Annotated in this window: 21 protein-coding genes; 10 read left to right on the forward strand and 11 right to left on the reverse strand. The window is 69.1% G+C overall.

The features are described 5' to 3' along the window. Window positions 1-89 precede the first annotated feature (89 nt). Together mnmG and J2X52_RS00190 are read right to left on the reverse strand one after the other, a co-directional pair. On the reverse strand, window positions 90-1,979 hold the full coding sequence (gene mnmG, locus J2X52_RS00185; RefSeq protein ID WP_310147240.1) for a tRNA uridine-5-carboxymethylaminomethyl(34) synthesis enzyme MnmG: 1,890 nt from the start codon (window positions 1,977-1,979) through the stop codon (window positions 90-92). A 368-nt stretch (window positions 1,980-2,347) separates the two neighbouring features. Further along, window positions 2,348-3,103 carry a hypothetical protein gene (locus tag J2X52_RS00190; RefSeq protein ID WP_310147242.1) on the reverse strand — a complete coding sequence of 252 codons (756 nt, stop codon included), beginning with the start codon at window positions 3,101-3,103 and terminating at the stop codon, window positions 2,348-2,350. Between the two features lie 140 nt (window positions 3,104-3,243). Between J2X52_RS00190 and J2X52_RS00195 the strand changes: the two genes are divergently transcribed. From J2X52_RS00195 to J2X52_RS00205, 3 genes are read left to right on the forward strand one after another with little or no spacing between them, the layout of a single operon-like run. Then, window positions 3,244-4,224 carry a pyridoxal-phosphate dependent enzyme gene (locus J2X52_RS00195; RefSeq protein WP_310147244.1) on the forward strand — a complete coding sequence of 327 codons (981 nt, stop codon included), beginning with the start codon at window positions 3,244-3,246 and terminating at the stop codon, window positions 4,222-4,224. 16 nt (window positions 4,225-4,240) lie between these two features. Continuing rightward, the gene (locus J2X52_RS00200) at window positions 4,241-4,864 is read left to right on the forward strand and encodes a YdcF family protein (protein ID WP_310147246.1); all 624 of its coding nucleotides are present in this window, start codon (window positions 4,241-4,243) and stop codon (window positions 4,862-4,864) included. Continuing rightward, window positions 4,864-5,280 carry a ketosteroid isomerase-related protein gene (locus J2X52_RS00205; RefSeq protein WP_310147247.1) on the forward strand — a complete coding sequence of 139 codons (417 nt, stop codon included), beginning with the start codon at window positions 4,864-4,866 and terminating at the stop codon, window positions 5,278-5,280. Before J2X52_RS00200 ends, J2X52_RS00205 begins: the two co-directional genes overlap by 1 nt. Window positions 5,281-5,293: 13 nt before the next feature. On the opposite strand, the gene J2X52_RS00210 is transcribed toward J2X52_RS00205, so the two are convergent. The 3 genes from J2X52_RS00210 to J2X52_RS00220 all read right to left on the reverse strand — a co-directional run bounded on the left by J2X52_RS00210 (window position 5,294) and on the right by J2X52_RS00220 (window position 7,219). Then, window positions 5,294-5,626, reverse strand: a complete 333-nt coding sequence (locus tag J2X52_RS00210; protein WP_310147249.1) for a hypothetical protein — start codon at window positions 5,624-5,626, stop codon at window positions 5,294-5,296. 161 nt (window positions 5,627-5,787) lie between these two features. Next, window positions 5,788-6,402 carry a hypothetical protein gene (locus J2X52_RS00215; RefSeq protein WP_310147251.1) on the reverse strand — a complete coding sequence of 205 codons (615 nt, stop codon included), beginning with the start codon at window positions 6,400-6,402 and terminating at the stop codon, window positions 5,788-5,790. 130 nt (window positions 6,403-6,532) lie between these two features. Further along, the gene (locus tag J2X52_RS00220) at window positions 6,533-7,219 is read right to left on the reverse strand and encodes a YitT family protein (protein WP_310147252.1); all 687 of its coding nucleotides are present in this window, start codon (window positions 7,217-7,219) and stop codon (window positions 6,533-6,535) included. A 226-nt stretch (window positions 7,220-7,445) separates the two neighbouring features. Here J2X52_RS00220 and J2X52_RS00225 point away from each other — a divergent pair, with 226 nt between their 5' ends. The 5 genes from J2X52_RS00225 to J2X52_RS00245 all read left to right on the forward strand — a co-directional run bounded on the left by J2X52_RS00225 (window position 7,446) and on the right by J2X52_RS00245 (window position 13,318). Next, complete coding sequence (locus J2X52_RS00225; protein ID WP_310147254.1) at window positions 7,446-8,168, forward strand: ATP-binding cassette domain-containing protein; 723 nt, start codon at window positions 7,446-7,448, stop codon at window positions 8,166-8,168. Continuing rightward, complete coding sequence (locus tag J2X52_RS00230; RefSeq protein WP_310147256.1) at window positions 8,165-9,604, forward strand: DUF3526 domain-containing protein; 1,440 nt, start codon at window positions 8,165-8,167, stop codon at window positions 9,602-9,604. The genes J2X52_RS00225 and J2X52_RS00230 overlap by 4 nt, the downstream gene beginning before the upstream one ends. Further along, window positions 9,601-10,860, forward strand: coding sequence for a DUF3526 domain-containing protein (locus J2X52_RS00235; RefSeq protein ID WP_310147258.1), 1,260 nt, complete (start codon window positions 9,601-9,603; stop codon window positions 10,858-10,860). The genes J2X52_RS00230 and J2X52_RS00235 overlap by 4 nt, the downstream gene beginning before the upstream one ends. Before the next feature lie 71 nt (window positions 10,861-10,931). Then, window positions 10,932-12,974 carry a TonB-dependent receptor gene (locus tag J2X52_RS00240; RefSeq protein WP_310147260.1) on the forward strand — a complete coding sequence of 681 codons (2,043 nt, stop codon included), beginning with the start codon at window positions 10,932-10,934 and terminating at the stop codon, window positions 12,972-12,974. 221 nt (window positions 12,975-13,195) lie between these two features. After that, window positions 13,196-13,318 carry a hypothetical protein gene (locus J2X52_RS00245; RefSeq protein ID WP_310147262.1) on the forward strand — a complete coding sequence of 41 codons (123 nt, stop codon included), beginning with the start codon at window positions 13,196-13,198 and terminating at the stop codon, window positions 13,316-13,318. A 58-nt stretch (window positions 13,319-13,376) separates the two neighbouring features. Here the strand turns inward: J2X52_RS00245 and bioC are convergent, their stop codons facing one another. Genes bioC through bioB form a run of 6 tightly spaced genes read right to left on the reverse strand, consistent with a single transcriptional unit; the run spans window position 13,377 to window position 18,734 of the window. Next, window positions 13,377-14,279, reverse strand: coding sequence for a malonyl-ACP O-methyltransferase BioC (gene bioC / locus J2X52_RS00250; RefSeq protein ID WP_310147263.1), 903 nt, complete (start codon window positions 14,277-14,279; stop codon window positions 13,377-13,379). Beyond that, the gene (bioH, locus tag J2X52_RS00255; protein ID WP_310148760.1) at window positions 14,276-15,037 is read right to left on the reverse strand and encodes a pimeloyl-ACP methyl ester esterase BioH; all 762 of its coding nucleotides are present in this window, start codon (window positions 15,035-15,037) and stop codon (window positions 14,276-14,278) included. Before bioH ends, bioC begins: the two co-directional genes overlap by 4 nt. 23 nt (window positions 15,038-15,060) lie before the next feature. Then, window positions 15,061-16,065 (reverse strand): multidrug resistance efflux transporter family protein, encoded by a 1,005-nt coding sequence (locus tag J2X52_RS00260; RefSeq protein WP_310147265.1) that lies wholly within the window; start codon window positions 16,063-16,065, stop codon window positions 15,061-15,063. Next, window positions 16,062-17,276, reverse strand: a complete 1,215-nt coding sequence (gene bioF / locus J2X52_RS00265; protein ID WP_310148762.1) for an 8-amino-7-oxononanoate synthase — start codon at window positions 17,274-17,276, stop codon at window positions 16,062-16,064. Before bioF ends, J2X52_RS00260 begins: the two co-directional genes overlap by 4 nt. Before the next feature lie 10 nt (window positions 17,277-17,286). Continuing rightward, complete coding sequence (locus J2X52_RS00270; protein ID WP_310147267.1) at window positions 17,287-17,649, reverse strand: hypothetical protein; 363 nt, start codon at window positions 17,647-17,649, stop codon at window positions 17,287-17,289. Beyond that, window positions 17,646-18,734 (reverse strand): biotin synthase BioB, encoded by a 1,089-nt coding sequence (gene bioB, locus J2X52_RS00275; RefSeq protein WP_310147269.1) that lies wholly within the window; start codon window positions 18,732-18,734, stop codon window positions 17,646-17,648. Before bioB ends, J2X52_RS00270 begins: the two co-directional genes overlap by 4 nt. Window positions 18,735-18,783: 49 nt before the next feature. On the opposite strand from bioB, the gene J2X52_RS00280 reads away from it, so the two are divergent. Both J2X52_RS00280 and J2X52_RS00285 read left to right on the forward strand, forming a co-directional pair. Beyond that, entirely contained in the window at window positions 18,784-19,524 is a 741-nt protein-coding gene (locus J2X52_RS00280) for a ComF family protein (protein WP_310147271.1), read from the forward strand. Window positions 19,525-19,554: 30 nt separating this feature from the next. Further along, window positions 19,555-20,046 carry a hypothetical protein gene (locus J2X52_RS00285; RefSeq protein WP_310147273.1) on the forward strand — a complete coding sequence of 164 codons (492 nt, stop codon included), beginning with the start codon at window positions 19,555-19,557 and terminating at the stop codon, window positions 20,044-20,046. Window positions 20,047-20,075 lie beyond the last annotated feature (29 nt).

Raw genomic sequence — 20,075 nt, forward strand, 5'->3', positions numbered from 1 at the left:
CGGCTGATCGCGGTGTGCTCGCGTGCGGCGACGCGGTTGCGATCGCCGACCTGCACGCATCGCCGCGTCGTTGACGCCGTTTCTTGCCCTCAGGCCGCGCGCGTGCGCCGCGCGCGTTCCAGATGCACCAGCAGCAGCGAGATCGCGGCAGGCGTCATGCCCGGAATGCGCTGCGCCTGGCCGACGGTCAGCGGCCGCACCTGCGTGAGCTTCTGCGCGAGTTCGGCGGAGAGCCCGCGGACCTGCGCGTAGTCGAAGCTCTCGGCAATCGCGGTAGTTTCCTGGCGCTGCTGGCGTTCGATCTCGACGCGCTGACGGTCGAGATAACCCGAGTACTTGGCTTCGATCTCCACCTGCTCGGCGACCTCGGGCGCTTCAACGCCGGGGCCGATTGCGTCGACGCGCATCAGATCGGCGTAGCCGAGTTCGGGGCGACGCAGCAGATCGATGCCGTTGCTCTCTCGCCGCAGTTCAATGCCCAGCGTTGCGACGACGTCATGGCCGATCGCGTTCCGCGGAGACGCCCACAGGCCACGCAACCGTGCAGTTTCGCGCTCGACAGCGTCGCGCTTGATCTCGAAGCGCGCCCAGCGCGCGTCATCCACGAGACCGAGATTGCGGCCGGCTTCGGTCAACCGCAGGTCGGCATTGTCCTCGCGCAGCTGCAACCGGTATTCGGCCCGGCTGGTGAACATGCGGTAGGGCTCTTTGGTGCCGTGCGTGATCAGGTCGTCGACCAGCACGCCGATATAGGCCTGGTCGCGGCGCGGGCTCCAGGCATCGAGGCCACGCACCTGGCGCGCGGCGTTGACGCCAGCGAGCAGTCCCTGCGCGGCGGCTTCCTCGTAGCCAGTGGTGCCGTTGATCTGGCCGGCGAAATACAGGCCCGCGACCGCGCGTGTCTCCAGCGTGTGTTTGAGCCCACGCGGGTCGAAGAAGTCGTATTCGATCGCGTAGCCGGCGCGGGTGATATGCGCGTTCTCGAAGCCGACGATGCTGCGCACGAGCTCAAGCTGCACATCGAACGGCAGCGAGGTCGAGATGCCATTGGGATAGATCTCGGCGACATCGAGACCTTCGGGCTCGACGAAGATCTGGTGGCTGTCCTTGTCGGCGAAGCGCACCACCTTGTCTTCGATCGACGGGCAGTAACGCGGACCGATGCCTTCGATCTGGCCCGAGTACATCGGTGAGCGGTGCAGTGCGCCGCGGATGATCTCGTGCGTGCGTTCGGTGGTGCGGGTGATCCAGCACGGCACCTGGCGCGGATGATCGTCGCGCGTGCCCATGAAGGAAAACACGGGGCGCGGATCGTCACCCGGCTGGATGGTCATCGCGGCGTAGTCGAGCGTGCGGCCGTCGATGCGCGGCGGCGTGCCGGTCTTCAGACGATCGACGACGAACGGACGCTCGCGCAGGCGGGCCGCGAGGGTCGCTGCAGGCGGATCGCCTGCGCGCCCACCCGCGGACTGGGCCTCGCCAATGTGGATCCGCCCGGCGAGAAACGTACCCGCGGTCAGCACCACGGCCGGCGCGTCGAAGCGCAGGCCGGTCTGGGTGATGACGCCGCGCACGGCGTCGCCCTCGATGACCAGGTCATCGACCGCGGACTGGAAGATTGTCAGGTTCGGCTGCCCCTCGACGGCGCGGCGCACGAACGCGCGATACAGGTTGCGGTCCGCCTGGCAGCGCGTCGCGCGCACGGCCGGCCCTTTCGATGCGTTGAGCCGACGCCACTGGATGCCCGCACCGTCGGCCGCGCGGGCCATCACGCCGCCGAGCGCGTCGATCTCGCGGACCAGGTGACCCTTGCCGATACCGCCGATCGCCGGGTTGCAGCTCATCACGCCGATGGTTTCGACGTTGTGGGTCAGCAGCAGCGTGCGGGCGCCGGCGCGCGCAGACGCGAGCGCAGCTTCGGTGCCGGCGTGGCCGCCGCCGACGACGATAACGTCGTAGCTGTGGAAGTCGTTGGACATGGCGAGGATTATCCGCGAGTTCGTCGCGCGCGGCAGCCAGTGCGCCAGAGTTGGCACAGTTTCTGCGTGCTTTACGGCGCACCCGCAGCGGCAAGCGTCTGAAAGGGGGGCGCGGCCGGAATTGGAACAGGGCTGGCCAAGTACGCTGCGGGGAAGCACGGGGCCGGATGTCGGGGGACATCCGGCCCCATTTTTTTGGCTCGCTCGGCGGAGCGCTTGATCAAGAGCCGACACCCGGCGGAGACGGAACAGGGGGGATCCGGTATTCCCCGCCGGGAGTCGACAACTGGTGTGACGTTTACGTCCGAAACCGACGCAACCGGTCACTCGGGGCCAAGCTTCCTCCCGCCTCCCAGACAGCGCAAGCCTTAAATCGGCTCGACTTCCCGGTGTGTGACCGTCGTCCTTCTTTCAACGCGCGAGCTCGGGCGCGACTCCGTACGGACCGGTGGCGGGCGGCTGACCGGCGTGGCCTGCGGCGGACGCTGGATGACCGGACGCGATTGACCTTCGGGACGTCCCGGGCGTTGGCCACCGGGGGGCCGCGTGTCGGGACGCATCTGCCCCTCACCGCGCGGCGGGCGACCGCCCCAGCCACCGCCCGGACGACCCGGACGGTCGGCATCACCGCGGTTGGGCGGGCGGGCGCCGAAACCGGGGCCCGGCCCACCGGGACGGCCCATGCCTGGACGGTCCGGGCGTTCGGGCCGGTCGACGCCTGGACGATCCGGGCGATCCGGCCGGCCGTGACCCCAGCCCGGCCGCTCGGGTCGGGCATGCTCATAAGGCGGCCGAACCGGCGGCCGATGACCGCCCGGACGCCCCGGATAGACCGGACGCACGATCACCGGCGGCGGCCGGTAATAGCCGCCCCCATATCCGTATGCTCCGTAGGGATAGCGGTTCCAGGCGTTGTAGCCCGGGTAGGGCACGCCGTAACCGGCGCCGCCGAACCAGCCATATCCGCGCCCATACCCCAGGCTGCCGTAGGGCGCACCGTAATGGCGGTAAGTGGTGGTCCCGGGCGAGCCGTAGTAGTAGTCGCCACTGCCGCCGCGATAGCCGTAGGTGGCACAACCCGCCAGCGTCATGCAGGCAACGAGCAGAAAAGCCTTGCGGATCATGTCGGTCCACCCCTGTCGATCAGACGTCCACCATCCACCCGTGGCATTGAATCGGCCCTTAAGCGTTCCAATCGCCTGCGGGTCGCTTCATCCTGCGGTCCGTTCGTGAATCCCGTCGAGCGCTCCGTTACGCTTGCGGCATGACGGATCCGATTTCCCTGCCGACGCCGGACGATGTGCTGGCCGCGTCCGCGCGCATTGCCGGTCACGCGCATCTGACGCCGGTGCTGCGGGCCCGCACGCTCGATGCTGCCGCGGGCTGCGAACTGCATTTCAAGGCGGAGCATCTGCAGCGCGCGGGCGCATTCAAGTTCCGCGGCGCCAGCAATGCGGTCTGGTCGCTGGACGATGAAGCCGCCGCGCGCGGCGTCGTGACCCATTCCTCGGGCAACCATGGTGCGGCACTGGCGCTTGCCGCCGCAGCCCGCAGCCTGGTCTGCCACGTCGTGGTGCCCGACGGCGCGGTCGCAGCGAAACTCGCGGCGATCGCCGGCTATGGCGCCGTCCTGCACCACTGCGCGCCGACGCTCGCCGCGCGCGAAGCAGCCTGCGAACGATTGCGCGTGCAGACCGGCGCGACGCTGATCCACCCGTACACGCATCGCGACGTGATCGCCGGTCAGGGCACCGCGGCGCTGGAGTTGCTGCACGCGGCCGGCCCGCTCGATGTGCTGGTGGTGCCGGTCGGCGGCGGCGGGCTGGCATCGGGCACGGCGCTGGCGCTGCAATATGCCTCACCCTCTACCCGCCTAGTGCTGGCCGAACCGCGCGGTGCCGACGACACCTTGCGCTCGCTGCAGGCCGGCGCGCGTGTCGGCGATCTCGTGCCCGAGACGGTCTGCGACGGATTGCGCGGCCTGCTGGGCGAACCGAACTTCGACATTCTGCATGCCCACCGCAGCAGAGACGGCACGCCGGTCGAGGTCATCGCCGTCGAGGACGCCGACACCGTCGCGGCCATGCGGCGGATCGCGGTCCACATGAAGCAACTGGTCGAGCCGTCGTCGGCGATCACGCTGGCGGCGGTGCTCGCGAACCGTTCGCGGTTCGCCGGTCTGCGCGTCGGGCTGGTGCTCAGCGGCGGCAACGTCGATCCGGATCGCCTGCCGTGGCAGTCATGACGGGCGCGCATCTGCCATGACACGCAAACGCGGCCCCATGCGCCGCTTCTTCCGTCTCGTGTTCTGGCTGGTGTTGCTGCTGGCCATCTGGCTGCTGGGCGTGGCGGCGTGGATCATGCACGTCGGCAATCGCGACGAGGCCGGCCCGGCCGACGCCATCGTCGTACTCGGCGCTGCCGCCTACGACGCGCAACCGTCGCCGGTGTTCGAGGCGCGTATCGATCATGGTCTCGATCTCTATCGCGCCGGTCATGCGAAGACCCTGATCTTCACCGGTGGCTACGGCGGCGCGAAGGCGCGCTTCTCCGAATCGCAGGTCGCGCGCCGCTACGCGCTGCGCCAGGACATCCCCGAGGCGGCGATCCTGATCGAATCGCGCTCGCGTACGACGCTCGAGAATCTGGTCGAAACCCGGCGCCTGCTGCAGGACCACGACCTGCACCGCGTGATCATCGTCAGCGATCCACTGCACATGGCGCGCGCACTGCGCGCCAGCAAGCGACTGGGGATCGACGCCCTCGGTTCGCCCACGCCGTCCACCCGCTTCCGCACGTTCCGCACCCAGCGCGAGTTCCTGCTGCGCGAGGTGTACTTCTTCCATCGCGACCTGTGGGACGCGGCCCGACAGAGACTTACCTGATGACCGAAACCGCGCAGGCCACCGCGCTGCAGCTGGTGCACGACTACTACGCCGCGTTCAATGCCGGCGACCGCGCCGCGATGCTCGCGCTGCTGACCGATGACGTCGTGCATGACCTCAACCAGGGGCCACGGGAAACCGGACGCGACGCGTTCGTCGCTTTCATGCAACGCATGGACGCGCGCTATCGCGAACGGCTGGCGGACATCGTCGTGATGGCGTCAGTCGACGGCGCGCGCGCCGCCGCCGAGTACGTGGTGCATGGTGAATACATCGCCGACGACACCGGGCTGCCGCCGGCGAATGGCCAGCGTTACGTATTGCCGGGCGGGGCATTCTTCGACATCCGCGACGGTCGCATCGCACGCGTCACGAACTACTACAACCTCGAAGACTGGCTGACGCAGGTCGGCTGAGCGTCTCCATGCTTCACCAGCGCAGGATGAAGTGCGCGAAACCGGGGACGTCGTTCGGCGAGTACTGGGCCGCATAACCTTGCCGCGCCAGCAGCGCGACCGTCCGCGCAAGCGCCTCGTCGGTCATGCCGCGCACATCGACCGTCCATTCGAACGTCCGCGCATCGGCAAGGTCGCGCAACCGCAACTGGGTGAGCAGATCGTTCACCACCTGCTTCGGCGAACGTGCCCGCCTGGGACGGGACGTGGAGGGGGTTGGGTCCTGCATGATGCAGCCGCCTTCTGAAGGCCGTGCACGAACGCGAATACCCGCAACGACGCAGGCACGATCGATCAGACCGGCCATCGAGGCCGGACAAGCCGGATCAGCGTGGAATGCAGTCAGACCCAGCCCCACGACGCTTCGAACCCAAGCGCCTCAACAGGCCTGCTGCGAAGAGTGGTCACTCTACGCGGTCGGGATCGGCTGCACGGTGGCGCCGGCCGCGCATGTCACGACGCCTGGATTCAACCGGCCGGCCGCTGCTCGTCCGCCACCAGGGTCAATCCCTCGTTGAGCAGCCAACGCGTCGCCAACACGCGTTGCGGTTGCGGCTGGTCCTTGAGCACGTCGACCACCTGCCGGAACGAGCGACAGCGCGCCTGACGACTGGCCTCATCGGTGCCGGTCGAGGTCAGGCCGAGCATGAAACCGTCGTGCAGCAGCGTAGCGGTGATCGCCGCGGATCGAAGCACCTGCTGCGCGACTGCAGGATCGTAGGTCTGCGGCTGGCCCTGCAGGCCACTCACTGCAACATTGGTGAAGGCGTTTGCGAAGCGGTTGCGACTGGCCGGACCCAGCGTGTCCACGGTGCGCTGGAACGCCGCGAGATCGCGACGTGCATCGGGTTCGAACAGCGCGCACAGCGCGCGTGATTCCTTCGGCTCGCGGGAGGCGTGCAGCACGGCCTGGAACAGCTCGTCGACCGACTGTGAGGACGCACGTCGCAACACGTCGCTGCCGGTCGACAGCACTGCGGCCGGGTCGAGACGCGATAGGTCGATCTCATACTGCTGGGCGGACGCGATGCCCGGTGCGGCGAGGGCGAGACACAGCAGGGGCGTGATCACGATTCGGCGCATCGCAGGGCTTCCATGGACCGGCAGGGTCGATTCGAGCGAGTCTAGGGGCGCACGCCTGAACATCCATCGGGCGCGCGATGCAGCGGCATCGATCCGCGCCACGCACCCTTGGCAACGCGCGCGGTGCGCATCACGCGCCCATGTAGCGTCCGGGCCGGTGGTTGAACAGGAGCACGAGGTTGAGCACCAGCACGCCGAGCGCCGAATACAGGACCTGCACCGGCGGCACGATCGCGAGCGCGACCAGCATCAGCACGGTGTCGAACCCCATCTGCAACTTGCCCGCGCTCCAGCCGCGGCTGCGCTGCAGCCAGACGACGACGATGCCCACCCCGCCGAGGCTCGCGCGATGGCGGATGAAGGACAGGATGCCCATGCCGACCAGCGCACCGCCGAAGATCGCCGAGAACGCCGGATGCATCGACTCGAACGGCGCCCAGCGCGGAATGGCGTCGGCGACGAAGCCGGTCACGCCGACGGCGAGGAACGTCTTGAGGGTGAACTCCCAGCCCATGCGCCGCACCGCGATCCAGTAGAACGGCAGGTTGATCAGCACGAACAGCAGACCGAAGTTCCAGCCGGTTGCGTAGTGCACCAGCAGCGATACGCCCGCAATGCCGCCGACCAGCAGGCCACCTGTGGCCAGGATCGACATGCCCAGGGCGCCGACCAGACTCGCCAGCACCAGCCCCTGCACATCCTCGACCAGCGTATGCCGCTGCGGGGAGGCGTCGGGCGCGGCGACGGCGACTGCCGCGGCGGCCTCGGCGGCGTCATCGGGAGCGGACTGGGACGGTTTGGCGTGGAGGGCGGACACGGGGACAGGCGGCGGATGTTGCGTTGCAGCATACCTGACCGGCTGCGCAGGGCGGTCGCGAAGTGCCGGCAATCCCCACCACTTTGCAGGCGCCTAGGTCGCCGCCCGCGTGCATCAGCGTGGCGACGAAGCGCCTGCCGGCAAGCCCGGTCCGGCTGCTCCGCCTCGAGTTTGTAATGTTATTACATGATAAAGTGCCGCCCCCCATTCATTGAGAGGTGCCGCCGTGACGCCTGATTCCGCCGTCATCGATATCCGCGCGCTCCGCGTTTCGTTCGCGGGCCGGCCGGTCCTGACGAATCTCGATCTGCGGGTCGAACGCGGCGACATCTACGCGCTGCTCGGCGGCAACGGCACCGGCAAGTCCACCACCCTGTCTGTCCTGCTCGGCTTCGTGAAGCCGGACGCGGGCAGCGTGCGGGTCGCGGGCGTGGACCCGGCGCAGGCGCCCGAGGACGCGCGTGCGCAGCTGGCCTATCTGCCCGAGAACGTGGCGCTCTACGAGCATCTGTCGGCGCTCGAGAACGCCGACTACCTGCTGTCGCTGGCAGGTCGGCGCCGCGATGCCGGTGCGATCCGCGAGGCCCTGCGCGCCGCCGGTCTGCAGGAGACCGCATGGACGCAGCGGCTGGCCGGATTTTCCAAAGGCATGCGCCAGAAGGTCGCGATCGCGATCGCGTCGATGCGCGAGGTGCCGCTGCTGCTGCTCGACGAACCGACCTCGGGCCTCGATCCGGGTGCGAGCGCCGACTTCCATGCGCTGCTCGAATCGGTCCGCGCACGCGGCACGAGCGTGCTGATGGTCACCCATGATCTGCTCGGTGCGGTCGAAGTAGCCGATCGCATCGGCGTGCTCGACGATGGCCGCATCGTGCACGAGGCCGCGCGCGCGCAGTTCGATCTGCCGGCGCTGCACGCCCACTTCTCCGGACGGGCACGCGCCGCATGAGCGTCGTAGCCGCGGTCATGCGCAACGAATTGCGCGCAATGGCGCGCACCCGGACCGCGCTCGCCGGCATCGCCCTGCTGGTCATGCTCGCGACGGTCGCCACGGCGGTGTCGCTGCATCACATGGCCGACGCCGCGGACTACCGCGCGCGGCAGCAGGCGGCCGCGCAGGCGGCGTTCGAAGCACAACCCGACCGCCATCCGCATCGCGTGGTGCACTACGGGCACTTCGTCTACCGCCTGCCGTCTGCGCTGGCGGCCTTCGATGCCGGCGTCGACCCGTTCACCGGCAGCAGCATGTTTCTCGAAGGCCATCGCCAGAACACCGCGAACTTCGGCGACGTGATGCAGGGCTCGGTGCTGACCCGCTTCGGCCAGCTCACGCCCGCCTTCGTGCTGCAGATCCTCGCGCCACTGGTGCTGATCTTTCTCGGCCATGGCGTGCTCGCCCAGGAGCGCGAACGCGGCACGCTGCGCCAGCTGATGCTGCAGGGCGCGCGCCTGCGCGACATCGTCGCCGGCAAGCTCGCAGCCCTGTCGGTCGCGGCCGGCATCTTCATGCTGCCGGCCATTGCGGGCCTTGCGGTCATGGCGGCCAAGCCCGGCGCGTCGGTCACCGTGGCCATGGCGCTGATGCTGGCGTATGCCGGATATCTGGGCATCTGGTGCCTGCTGATCGCCGCGCTCTCGGCATTGACCCACCGGCGCCGCGATGCGCTGCTCGCCCTGGTGGGCATCTGGGCAGTCGCGGCGCTGCTGGTGCCGCGACTGGCTACCGACGCCGCCTATGCCGCGTTCCCGCTGCCCGACCGCCTGCAGACCGATGTCGGCATCGGCGCCGACCTGCGTGCGATCGGCGACAGCCATGATCCCGACGATCCCTACTTCAACGACTTCCGGCGCAGCGTGCTCGCGCGGTACGGCGTCGAGCGTATCGAAGACCTGCCGGTGAACTACCGCGGACTGGTCGCCGTCGAAGGCGAGCGCCTGACCTCCGAACTGTTCGCGGCCTATGCCGCGCGCAGCGCGGCGATCCAGGACCGCCAGAACACCCGTGTCGCCCTGTTCGGCGTCCTGAGTCCGGCCATTCCGCTGCGGCGACTCTCGATGGCGGCGGCCGCGACCGACCTGGCAGCGCATGTGCGGTTCCTCGAGCAGACCGAGGCCTACCGCTACACCATCGTGCAACAGCTCAACCAGCTGCAGGCCGATGGCGTGCGCTATGCCGACGACACTGCCAGCGACGCCGACGCCGACCGCCGCAAGCGGGTGGACAGCGGGCATTGGCAGGACATTCCCAGCTTCGCATTCGTGCCCGAGCAGGCCGGACGCCTGCTGCAGGCCATGTGGCCCGCGGCTTTGGTGCTGCTGGCGTGGTTGCTGGGCGCGGCGCTGTTGCTGGCACTGGCGGCGCGCCGGCTGGGAGGCGCCCGATGAACCTGTGGCATTACGAATGGCGCCTGTTGCTGCGGGCGCGTGTCGCCGTGGCCGGCCTTGTCCTGCTGACCCTGCTCGCACTCGCGAGCCTGATGTCGGGCGTGCAACGCATGGATAGCCAGCGCGCGGCGATCGAGCGGATCCCGGCGCTGCAGCAGACCGACCTGGCGGCGGTGATCCACGCCCACGGCACGTCCACCGACGCGGGCCACGCCGCTTATTACACCTTCCATCCCACCTGGCACGCGCCCGAGCCGCTGGCATTTGCGGCGGTGGGCATGCGCGATGTCGCGCCCTACATCCTGCGGGTGCGCGCGCTGGGCCTGGAGGCGCAGATCCACGACGGCGACACCTTCAATCCCGAGCTCGCGCTGGCGGGCCGGTTCGACTTCGCGTTCCTGCTGACCTTTCTGCTGCCGGTGTTCGTGATCGTGCTCTTCCACGACCTGCGCTCGGCCGAGGCCGAAGCGGGCCGCGAGCGGATGCTGCGTGCACTGCCGCACCCGCTGGCGCGCATCTACGCGCGCCGGGCGGTCGTGCGCGGCGTCGCCCTGCTCGCCTGCGTGGTGCCGCTGTTCGTCGGCTTCGCACTGCACCAGGGCGTGGCGCCGGGACTGATCGCCGCCGTGGTCGCGCTGACGATCGGCTATACGGTGTTCTGGATCGCATTGGCGCTGCTGGTCGCGCGGCGCCGCTGGTCCTCGTCCACCAACGCCGCGGCCCTGGTCACGGTGTGGGCGGCGATCGCCCTGGTCCTGCCCGCCTTGTCGCACGTGGCGATCGAGCGGGCGATCCGGGTGGATCAGGGCGCCGAGATCGCGCGCGCGCAACGCGAAGCCGTGAACGCGGCCTGGGACATGCCGCGCGACCTCACGATGCAGCGCTTCTACGCCAAGTACCCGGAGTGGCAGGACTCGGCGCTGCTCGGCCACGCCTTCCATTACAAGTGGTATCTCGCCTTCCATCAGAACGGCGACGACAGTGTGGCCGAGCAGGCGGCGGCGTACCGCCGGGGAATCGAGCAGCGCGCCGATGCGGCTGCGCGCGTCGGCTGGGTGCTGCCGCCGGTGGGCATGCAGGTGCTGATGACGCGATGGGCCGGCACCGACATGCGCGCCCACCTCGCCTATCAGGACCGGATCCGCGCCTACCACGCCCGGCTGCGGCACTTCTATTACGGCTATCTGTTCCGCGAGGTGCCGTTCACCGCGGACGACTATCCGCGCGCGCCGGCGTTCGCACCGGACCACCCCTGATCACGGCCTTTTCCGCTTCCGTTTTCCTTTTCGCCGGCGCCGCGCCGGCACCTCCACGAGTCCCACATCCCATGAAATTCCATCTGCTCGCTGCCGCCGTCGTCGCGGCCCTGACCGCACCCGACGCCCTGGCGCAATCACAGAGCGCCACGACCAGCATGGGCACGGTGCATGTGCATCAGGCGCGCGGTCAGCTCACCGCCCATGAAGTGTTGACCTCGGTCGACGTGCTGGGCGCCGAGCAGATCGAAGACAAGACGGTGAGCCAGAGCTGGGAGCTGCTGGGGCAGATGCCGGGCATGCAGTTGACCGAAACGCGCCAGGGCGCCGAGTCGGGCAAGGTGAGCTTTCGCGCCTTCAACGGCGAGGGCTATCTCAACGCCATCAAGACGCTGATCGACGGCATTCCGAGCAACGTCAACAGCGGCAACCAGCGCTTCATCGACATGCTGTTCCCGCTGGAAATCGACTACATCGAAGTCGTGCGCGGCACCAACGATCCGCGCTACGGCCTGCACAACATCGGCGGCAACATCAACTTCGGCACGCGCCAGGGCGGCGACTACACCGATGCGCGACTGACCCTCGGCAGCTTCGACACGCGCGTCGCGCAGATCGCGGTGGGTCGCGAGCATGGCGGCTTCGCGCAGAACTATTTCGTCGGCGTGCAGACCTCCGACGGCTACCGCGCCCATGACGCGTCCGAGAAGTATTCCCTGGGCGGCAAGTGGTTCTATGGCGACCTCGACGACGGCATGCGCATCGGCCTGACCGCGCGTGCCTACCATCACCAGGCCGACGAGCCGGGCTTCATGACCGCCGAAGAGCTTGCCGTCGATCGTCGCGGGTCCGCCCGCCGCAACGCCAACGATGGCGACGACCGCGACATGCGGCAGGTCGCCGTGCACATGGACCTCAAGCTTGCCGAGAACCTCGTGCTCGGCAGCAAGCTGTACTACAACCGCTACGAGGACGACCGCCGCGTCACCTTCAGCGATCTGCCCACCGGCAATGCGCCGCGTCAGCGCCGCATCTGGGACGAGAAGCAGACCGGCATGCTCGCCACGCTGACCTGGGCCGCGAGCGATACGCTCACTCTCGAGGGCGGCGCCAATCACGAGCAGCAGCGCAACGGCTATACGCGCCTGCGCTTCAACTACACCGAGCCGACCGATTTCGACGCCACGCCCGCCCGCGTGCAGAACGACGATTTCCACAGCTTCGACAACACCGGCGCCTATGTGCAGGCGATCTACCAGCCCATCGACGCGCTGAAGATCGTGCCGGCCTACCGCGTGGACCGTTTCGATGGCGCCACGCACCTGCTCGGCGGCGTGCGCGCCCCACTGCAGGATTACGGCACCATCGGCCAGCCGAAGCTCAGCGTCGTCTACGCGCTGTCGCCCGACACCAACGTCTATGCGAACTGGGGCCGGACCTTCCAGGTGCTGACCGGATCCACGCCGCCGGCCTATCTGACGCCCGGTCAGGCGGCGATCCAGCCCTCGACCAATACCGGCATGGAGGCGGGCTTGCGCTTCATGCCGTTTGCCGGCACCCAGGCGCGTCTCGCGGTCTGGCAGCAAGACGCGGAGAACGAGGTCTCCAACATGCCCGCCACCGGTACCAACGTGGTGCTGGGCAAGACCCGCCGCCGCGGCGTGGATGCGCAGATCGACGCGCAACTCGGCGAGCGCTGGACGGTACGCGCCTCGCACGCCTACCAGGAAGCGAAGATCGAACGCGACGACCGCCCGGCCGGGCTGTCGATCGAAGGCAACGAGGTCGCCGCCACCCCGCGCTACATCAGCAACCTCGGCGTGGACTACCGCGCGAGCGATGCACTCGAGTTCGGACTGCAGGCGCGCGGGCAGGGAGACCATTACCTCGAGGAGCAGAACGTCACCGGCAAGTTCGGCGGGTTCGCGGTTGTGGATCTCGGCGCGAAGTACAGGATCAATCCACGCCTGAGCGTGGACCTGCAGGTCAAGAACGCAACAGCCCGCGAGTATGTCTATGCCTGGTACGACACGTTCTTCCAGGACACCGCGCAGCCGATGTTTTCGCCCTCGGCAGGTCGCGTGCTCTATGTCGGCTTCAACATGAAGCTCTGACGGGCCTGCCTTCGGCACGCCTTGCGGTGTACCGAAGGCCAGACGCCGCGGCTCCGGTCGACGGGCGCGTGCGGCGTGCTGGGAACGTCGCCGCTGTGCGGCATGCGCGGCCGAGGCGACGTCCTGACTGTTGGCCGCCAAGTGGTAGCCCTGGGCGAGAGGCGCGCGCACGCTCGACGCACCTTGGGCCCGCCTCGACACGCTACGCATTCGGCGACAGCTTGGATCTGCTGCTCAACATCGACAACGTCACCGACCGCCGCTACGTCATTACCGACAGCTTTTCGCAGATCTATCCGCAGGCGCCACGCACTGCGCTCATCCCATTGACCAAACGCTGGTGACTGCGCGCCCGCATAGCGTCGGCGTCGGGACGGCGCCTGATGTTGTTCCGGTTGTAGGTCAGCCGCCGCCGCGTCGCCGCACCGGAATCGACGCCGCATCGAAGCGCGCCAGTTCTTCCGCACCTTCGCGGATCGGCGCGCCGTGCGGCGGCGACCAGGCCATCGCGGTGATCCACTCCCAGCTCGCGGGCAGGCCTTCGGGCGTGCGGAACTGTTCGTAGTGCGCGGCGGCGGCAGCGAAGCGGGCGCGGGCGGTGAGTGCGCGGCGGCGATCGGCGAGTGCGTTGGTCGCGCCGATCGCGCGTTGCTCGCGCATCAGGGCGGTCATGTCCGGATGCCAGTGCACGGCCACGTCGCGGTCGACGACGGGATTGCGGAATCCTGCGCGCATCAGCGCATCGCCGAACTCGGCGATCGACGCGAACGGGCTGACGTGCGGCTGCGCATCGGCAACGCCGAAGGATTCGCGCAGTTCGATCAGCGTCTGAGGGCCGAAGGTCGACACCAGCAGCAGGCCATCGGGCTTGAGCACGCGGCGGAAGCCGGCGAACGCCGACGGCAGGTCTTCCACCCACTGCAGGCACAGATTGGAGAACAGCACGTCGACACTGTTGTCGGCGAAGGGCAGCAGGCGCAGGTCGGCGCAGACGCGGTCGACGGGCTTCTGCAGGCCGAGACGGTCGCGCCAACCCGTGCGCACGGGGGCCTGCTGCAGCATCGACAGCGAGAGATCGACCGCGACGACGCGCGATTTCGGCCAGCGCTGGCGCATGGCGAGCGCCGCATGCGCCGGGCCGCTACCGACATCGAGCACAACGCCCGGCACGCGGTCGTCGAGATACTCGAGCGATTCCAGCAACTGCGCTTCCACGTCGCGTTGCAGTGCGGCGGTGGCGGCGTAGCTCGTCGATGCGCGCGAGAACGCGCGGCGCACCTGGCGGGGATCGAAGATCGGTTTCATGGCGCGATGAGGAACTCGTGCAGCCGCGCGGCGACCGCGTCGGCGTGGGTCAGGAATGGCGCGTGGCCGGCATGGTCGATGGTGTGGGCGACAGCGTCGGGTGCCTGCGCGGCGGCGGCCTGCATCGCGCGCGGATCGACCAGACGGTCGCGTCGACCGGACAGCCACAGACTCGGCACCGCGAGGGTCGTCAGCCGCGCGCGCAGGTCCACGGTTTCGAGCAGACCGAGGCCGTCGGCAAGCACGTGCGCGGCCGGTTCGCCGCGCGCGAAGACTTCGGCGCGCAGCGCGCGCAGTTCGCCGCGGGCATCGTCGGAACCGAAGGTTTCCAGCGCGATGAAGCGGTCCAGCGTGCCGCGGTAATCACTGCGCAGGCCGGTGGCGAAGTCACGGAAGATCTCCGGCGACATGCCGTGCGACCAGTCGCTGCCACGCACGAAGCGCGGGCTGGCGCACAGCATGACGAGCGCGGGCACGCGATCGGGATGCAGCGCTGCCGCGTGCAAGGCGAACAGGCCGCCGAGCGACCAGCCGAGCCATGGCGCGGGCGGCAGGACGTCCACCAGCATTTCGACGACAGGATCGATCGCCAGCGGCAACGTGCTGTCACGGCTCAGGCCATGGCCCGGCAGATCGACCAGATACAAGGTGCGCTGCGCACGCAGGCGTTCGACCAAGGGCGCGAAGACGCCACCGTGCATCGCCCAGCCATGCAGCAGCACCAGCGGCGCGCCCTCGCCCGCCACTTCGATGTGCAGGCCATGCGGATTGTCCAATGTGTTCATGCGCCCTTGTCTCCACGCAACGCCTTGATGCGACGCGCACTGCCGGCAGCGGGTCGTGCGACGACGATCGTGAATGCCACGATGCCAAGCGTCACCACCACCGCACCGATCAACGCGCGCCCCTGCGGCCACGCCTCCTGCAGGAACAGCGCACCGAGCAGCGCCGCGAACAGCAGTTCGGCGGCCTGCATCGCCTCGGCCGCGCCCAGCGCCACCGGGTTGTTGCGGACCATGCCGGTCGCCTGGAAGAACAGGATGGTCGCGATCACGCCCGCGCTCAGCGCCACGCCCGCCGCCAGCCACACCTGCGACATCGACGGCGTGCCGGCTTCATGCCAGGCGAACGCCGCGACCAGCAGCCACAGCGGTTGGCTGGCAAGCGTGAGTCCGAACACGCGCTGGGTCGCGTTGAGGTCTTCGCCGGTGCGTTCGAGATACAGCAGCAACAGGCGATTGCCGAGTGGGTATGCCACCGCTGCGGTCAGCACGCAGGCCAATGCGATCCAGCCGGCGGCATCCAGACCGGGACCGCCGTGACCGAACTGCATCAGCAGCACGCCGACGAGAATCGCCGCGGCGATGCCGAGCGCCGCGGGCGGAATGCGCCGGCGCGCATCGCGATACAGCAACGGCGCGCACAACATGCCGGCGATCACGGTGAACTGGAAACTGCCGGCGACCAGCCACGCAGGACCGCTGGATGCCGCGAACGAGAGCATGCAATAGAACAGCAGGAAACCAATCGCGCTGCAGCGCAACCATGCCCACGGATGCGCGGCGATCGCGCGCAGCACCGGCCCCGCCCCGCCCTGAAAGGGCATCAACGGCAGCAGCAGCGGCAGGGTGATGAAGTAGCGCAGACACGCCGTCCACGCCCAATGGCCACCGCCGCTCGCACTCGCGCGATTGAGCACGTAGGTCAGGGTGAAGAACAGCGCGGAAACGAGCGCGATCCCGACCGCGAGCAGTGCGCGGCGGGCGTCGTGTTGCGGGTCGGTCATGGCGTGGAGATGGCCCGCGTGACCGCAGGCACGGGCGGCAGCGCATCGCGCGCGGCGGCGAGTGCATCGACCAGCGCATCGACATCGGCATCGGCGTGCGCGGCGCTCAGAGTCACGCGTAGGCGCGCCTGGCCTTCGGGCACGGTGGGTGGGCGGATGGCCGCGACCCAGAAACCCGCCGCATCCAGCGCGCGCGACATCGCCAGCGCGGTCGCGTTGTCGCCGCAGCGCAGCGGCTGGATGGGCGTATCGGACGGCATCAGGTCCAGACCACGATGCTGCGCGCGCATGCGGAAGCGCTGCACCAGCGCGGCCAGGCGTTCGCGGCGCCAGTGTTCATGGCGTGCGATCCGCACCGCGGCCAGCGCGGCGCCGGCGACCGCGGGTGGCAATGCAGTCGTGTAGATGTAGGGACGCGCGGTCTCGGCGAGATGGCCGATCAGATCCGCATCGCCGGCCAGTACCGCGCCGCAGCCGCCGAGCGCCTTGCCCAGCGTGACCAGCTGCAACGGCACCGCGTCGATGCCGAGCCGTGCATCGGCCACGCTACCGCGGCCCTCGGGTCCGAGCACGCCGATGCCGTGCGCATCGTCGACGTAGAGCAGTGCCTGCTGCACGCGCGCGACGATCGCCAGCTCGCGCAGCGGCGCGACATCACCGTCCATGCTGAAGACGCCATCGGTCGCGAGCACCGCCGCGCCGTCAGGCAGCGTGCGCAACTGGCGCAGCGCGCCCTGTGCATCGGCGTGCGGATAGCGGCGCAGGCGACAGCCGGCCAGCCGCGCCGCATCGATCAGGCTGGCGTGGTTCAGGCGATCCTGCACGCAGGCATCGCCGTCCCCGAGCAGGCCCTGCAGCACGGCGAGGTTCGCAGTGAAGCCACTGCCCAGCAGCAGCGCCGCCGGCACCTGCAGCCAGTCGGCGATCTCGCGTTCCAGCGCTTCGTGCAGGGCGTGATGACCGCTGACCAGATGCGAGCCGCCGCTGCCGGCGCCATGCAGCGCCGCGGCGTCCTGCAGCGCGCCGGAGACCTGGAAGTGCGACGCGAGGCCGAGGTAGTCGTTGCCGCAGAAGTTCAGCAGCCAGCGCCCTGCGCCCGAGCCGTCGAGGATTTCGCAACGTACGCCGTCGCGACGCGCGACCGTGCGCCGCACGCGACGCGCCTGCGCCAGCGTGCGGGCTTCGCGCGCGTCCCGCGCACGCGTGCGCAGATCGGGCCGCTCAGGCGCCACGGCCGGCCCAGATCGCCAGCGCGCCCATCGCGATCGCGGGCAACACGACCAGACCGTTGATCGCCACGCCGATGCGGGCCGAGCGGTCGAGCTGCATGCGCACAGCGTCCTGCGCATCGGACACGCTCTTGTGCGCGAGCAGAAGCACCGCCACGAACAGCGCGCCGGCGAACAACACATGCGCGCCTGCGTCGCGGAAGAACAGGACGACGCCCCACATCAGGACGCCGACAGCGGCCAACCGGGCGATGGCCAGCAGCTTCGACTGGCCATCGCGCACGGTCAGCGCGAATCCGCTCAGCCCCACCAGCGCCAAAAGCGCCAGGTAGACCCAGGCGAACCACGGGATCATGCAGCGAAGCTCCGCGGGTGCTGCGGCAGTTCGATGATGTCGACGTGTGCGGTGCCGGGGTGATCGTGATGCTCGGCATCCACGTGCACCTGCATCGGCCGCAGGCCCAGGCGCGCGAACAGTGCCATGTCGCGCTCGGTATCCGGGTTGCCGGTGGTCAGCAGCTGCTCGCCGTAGAAGATCGAGTTGGCGCCGGCGAGGAAGCACATCGCCTGCAGCTCGTCGCTCATGTCCTGACGGCCGGCCGACAGCCGCACCATCGAACGCGGCATCAGGATGCGCGCGACCGCGATCGTGCGGACGAAATCGAACGGGTCGATCTCCTCGGTGCCGTGCAGCGGCGTGCCTTCGACCTGCACCAGTCGGTTGATCGGCACCGAGTCCGGATGCGAGGGCAGGTTCGCCAGCGTGCGCAGCAGTCCGGCGCGCTGGCGCCCGGTCTCGCCCATGCCGACGATGCCGCCGCAGCAGGTCTTGAGCCCGGCATCACGCACGTGCTCGAGCGTGGTCAGGCGGTCCTGGATCTCACGGGTCTGGATGATCGAGTCGTAGAACTCGGGATCGGTATCGAGGTTGTGGTTGTAGTAGTCGAGGCCCGCGTCCTTGAGCGCGCGCGCCTGGTCGCCGGTCAGCATGCCGAGCGTGGCGCAGGTCTCCATGCCCAGCGCTTTGACCTCGCGGATCATCGCCGCGACCTTCGGCACATCACGGTCCTTGGGCGAGCGCCAGGCCGCACCCATGCAGAAGCGCGTGGCGCCCGCGGCCTTGGCCTGACGCGCCTTCTCCAGCACCGCGTCGGTCTCCATCAGCTTCGTCGCCTGCACGCCGGTGTGATAGCGCTGCGCCTGCGGGCAGTAGCTGCAGTCCTCGGGGCAACCGCCGGTCTTGACCGACAACAGCGTGCTGACCTGGACTTCCGCCGGGTCGAAATGCTGGCGATGCACGCTGGCCGCGCGGAACAGCAGCTCGGGCATCGGCAGCGCAAACAGCGCTTCGATCTCGCTGCGCGACCAGTCGTGGCGGAGCGGCGCGTGGGCAGGAATGGGCTGGCCGGCGGCTTCGCGGGCGTGGCTGACAACGGACATGGCGATCTACCGACGGTGACGGCGGGACAAGCCCGGCAGTCTGGAAAGCATGCCCGACGCTGTCAACCAGAATCCACCCCGCCCGGTTGACGGCGGCTGGCGGCGATGGCTCCGCAACCTGCTACACGGCGCCCTGCCCGGTCGCTGCCTGGTCTGCCGCGAGCCGGGCGCGGCGGGCCGCGACCTATGTCCGGCCTGCACCGCGGCCCTGCCGTGGATGCCGCATGCCTGCACCCGCTGCGCACAACCGTTGCCCACGGATGACTCGCTCTGCGGTGCCTGCCTGCGTCGACCGCCGCCACTGGATGCGGTGATCGCCGCCTTCGATTACGGCTTTCCCGTCGACCGGCTGCTGCCGCGTTTCAAATTTCACCGCGATCTCGCTGCCGGTGCGCTGCTGGGCGACTGTCTTGCGCGCGCGACGTCAACTGCGACCCGCCCTGATGCACTGATCCCGGTGCCGTTGCACGTCGCGCGACTCCGGGAGCGCGGTTACGATCAGGCCCTGGAACTCGCGCGCATCCTGGCGCGTCGACATGCACTGCCGTTACGCGGTGACCTGCTGCATCGGGTGCGGGCCACGGCGCCGCAGTCGCGGCTTGACGCAAAGGCCCGCCGACGCAATCTGCGTCACGCGTTCGCAGTCCATGGTCTGTCGGCCACGACCGCGCATGTGGTGCTGGTCGACGATGTCATGACCACCGGCGCCACGCTGCACGCCGCCGCACATGTGTTGCGGCGCGCCGGGGTCGCCCGCGTCGATGCTTGGGTCTGTGCGCGGGTCTGTTGAATCCTCTTCCACTTTCCACAGGAATCCGCCATGCCCTCACCAGCGTTCCGCGCCCTGCTGATCATCGCGACACTGGCACTCGCGGCGTGTTCGAATGCGGCGCCCGATGCCGATGGCCCGCGCTACCGCGACATCGAATTCCACGTCGGCGCATACGACCCGGTGCAGCCCGGCACGGCGCACACGCCCGTGCCTGGCGAGCGCACCTGGACGACATTCGACGACAAGCCCGTGCACCTCGTACATGCGTTGACGATTCCGGGCGCGGAGATCCAATCGATCAGCGTCAATGCAGATGCCGCGCCGACCGTGGACGTTGCGCTGACCTCGAGCGGCGGCGCCGCCCTGCGGGATCTGACCGAAGCGAACGTCGGCAGGGTGCTGGGCATCGTCGTCGGTGAACACCTGGTGTCGGCGCCGACCATCGGCGCGCCGGTCGGACAGCGTTTCCAGGTGCAGACGGCCTCGGCGCAACAAGCGCAGGCGATGGTGGACACCCTGACGAACCCACCGGTCGAATGACGGCGCGGGCACGTCCCTCGGGGGACGTG

This window comes from Luteimonas sp. 3794 (assembly GCF_031456825.1).
Classification (GTDB): domain Bacteria; phylum Pseudomonadota; class Gammaproteobacteria; order Xanthomonadales; family Xanthomonadaceae; genus Luteimonas.

Excerpts from the sequence above, each read along its gene's own strand:
- mnmG (WP_310147240.1), bottom strand. The coding sequence starts at position 1,979 with ATGTCCAACGACTTCCACAGCTACGACGTTATCGTCGTCGGCGGCGGC.
- J2X52_RS00190 (WP_310147242.1), bottom strand. The coding sequence starts at position 3,103 with ATGATCCGCAAGGCTTTTCTGCTCGTTGCCTGCATGACGCTGGCGGGT.
- J2X52_RS00195 (WP_310147244.1), top strand. The coding sequence starts at position 3,244 with ATGACGGATCCGATTTCCCTGCCGACGCCGGACGATGTGCTGGCCGCG.
- J2X52_RS00200 (WP_310147246.1), top strand. The coding sequence starts at position 4,241 with ATGACACGCAAACGCGGCCCCATGCGCCGCTTCTTCCGTCTCGTGTTC.
- J2X52_RS00205 (WP_310147247.1), top strand. The coding sequence starts at position 4,864 with ATGACCGAAACCGCGCAGGCCACCGCGCTGCAGCTGGTGCACGACTAC.
- J2X52_RS00210 (WP_310147249.1), bottom strand. The coding sequence starts at position 5,626 with ATGGCCGGTCTGATCGATCGTGCCTGCGTCGTTGCGGGTATTCGCGTT.
- J2X52_RS00215 (WP_310147251.1), bottom strand. The coding sequence starts at position 6,402 with ATGCGCCGAATCGTGATCACGCCCCTGCTGTGTCTCGCCCTCGCCGCA.
- J2X52_RS00230 (WP_310147256.1), top strand. The coding sequence starts at position 8,165 with ATGAGCGTCGTAGCCGCGGTCATGCGCAACGAATTGCGCGCAATGGCG.
- J2X52_RS00235 (WP_310147258.1), top strand. The coding sequence starts at position 9,601 with ATGAACCTGTGGCATTACGAATGGCGCCTGTTGCTGCGGGCGCGTGTC.
- J2X52_RS00240 (WP_310147260.1), top strand. The coding sequence starts at position 10,932 with ATGAAATTCCATCTGCTCGCTGCCGCCGTCGTCGCGGCCCTGACCGCA.
- bioC (WP_310147263.1), bottom strand. The coding sequence starts at position 14,279 with ATGAAACCGATCTTCGATCCCCGCCAGGTGCGCCGCGCGTTCTCGCGC.
- J2X52_RS00260 (WP_310147265.1), bottom strand. The coding sequence starts at position 16,065 with ATGACCGACCCGCAACACGACGCCCGCCGCGCACTGCTCGCGGTCGGG.
- J2X52_RS00270 (WP_310147267.1), bottom strand. The coding sequence starts at position 17,649 with ATGATCCCGTGGTTCGCCTGGGTCTACCTGGCGCTTTTGGCGCTGGTG.
- bioB (WP_310147269.1), bottom strand. The coding sequence starts at position 18,734 with ATGTCCGTTGTCAGCCACGCCCGCGAAGCCGCCGGCCAGCCCATTCCT.
- J2X52_RS00280 (WP_310147271.1), top strand. The coding sequence starts at position 18,784 with ATGCCCGACGCTGTCAACCAGAATCCACCCCGCCCGGTTGACGGCGGC.
- J2X52_RS00285 (WP_310147273.1), top strand. The coding sequence starts at position 19,555 with ATGCCCTCACCAGCGTTCCGCGCCCTGCTGATCATCGCGACACTGGCA.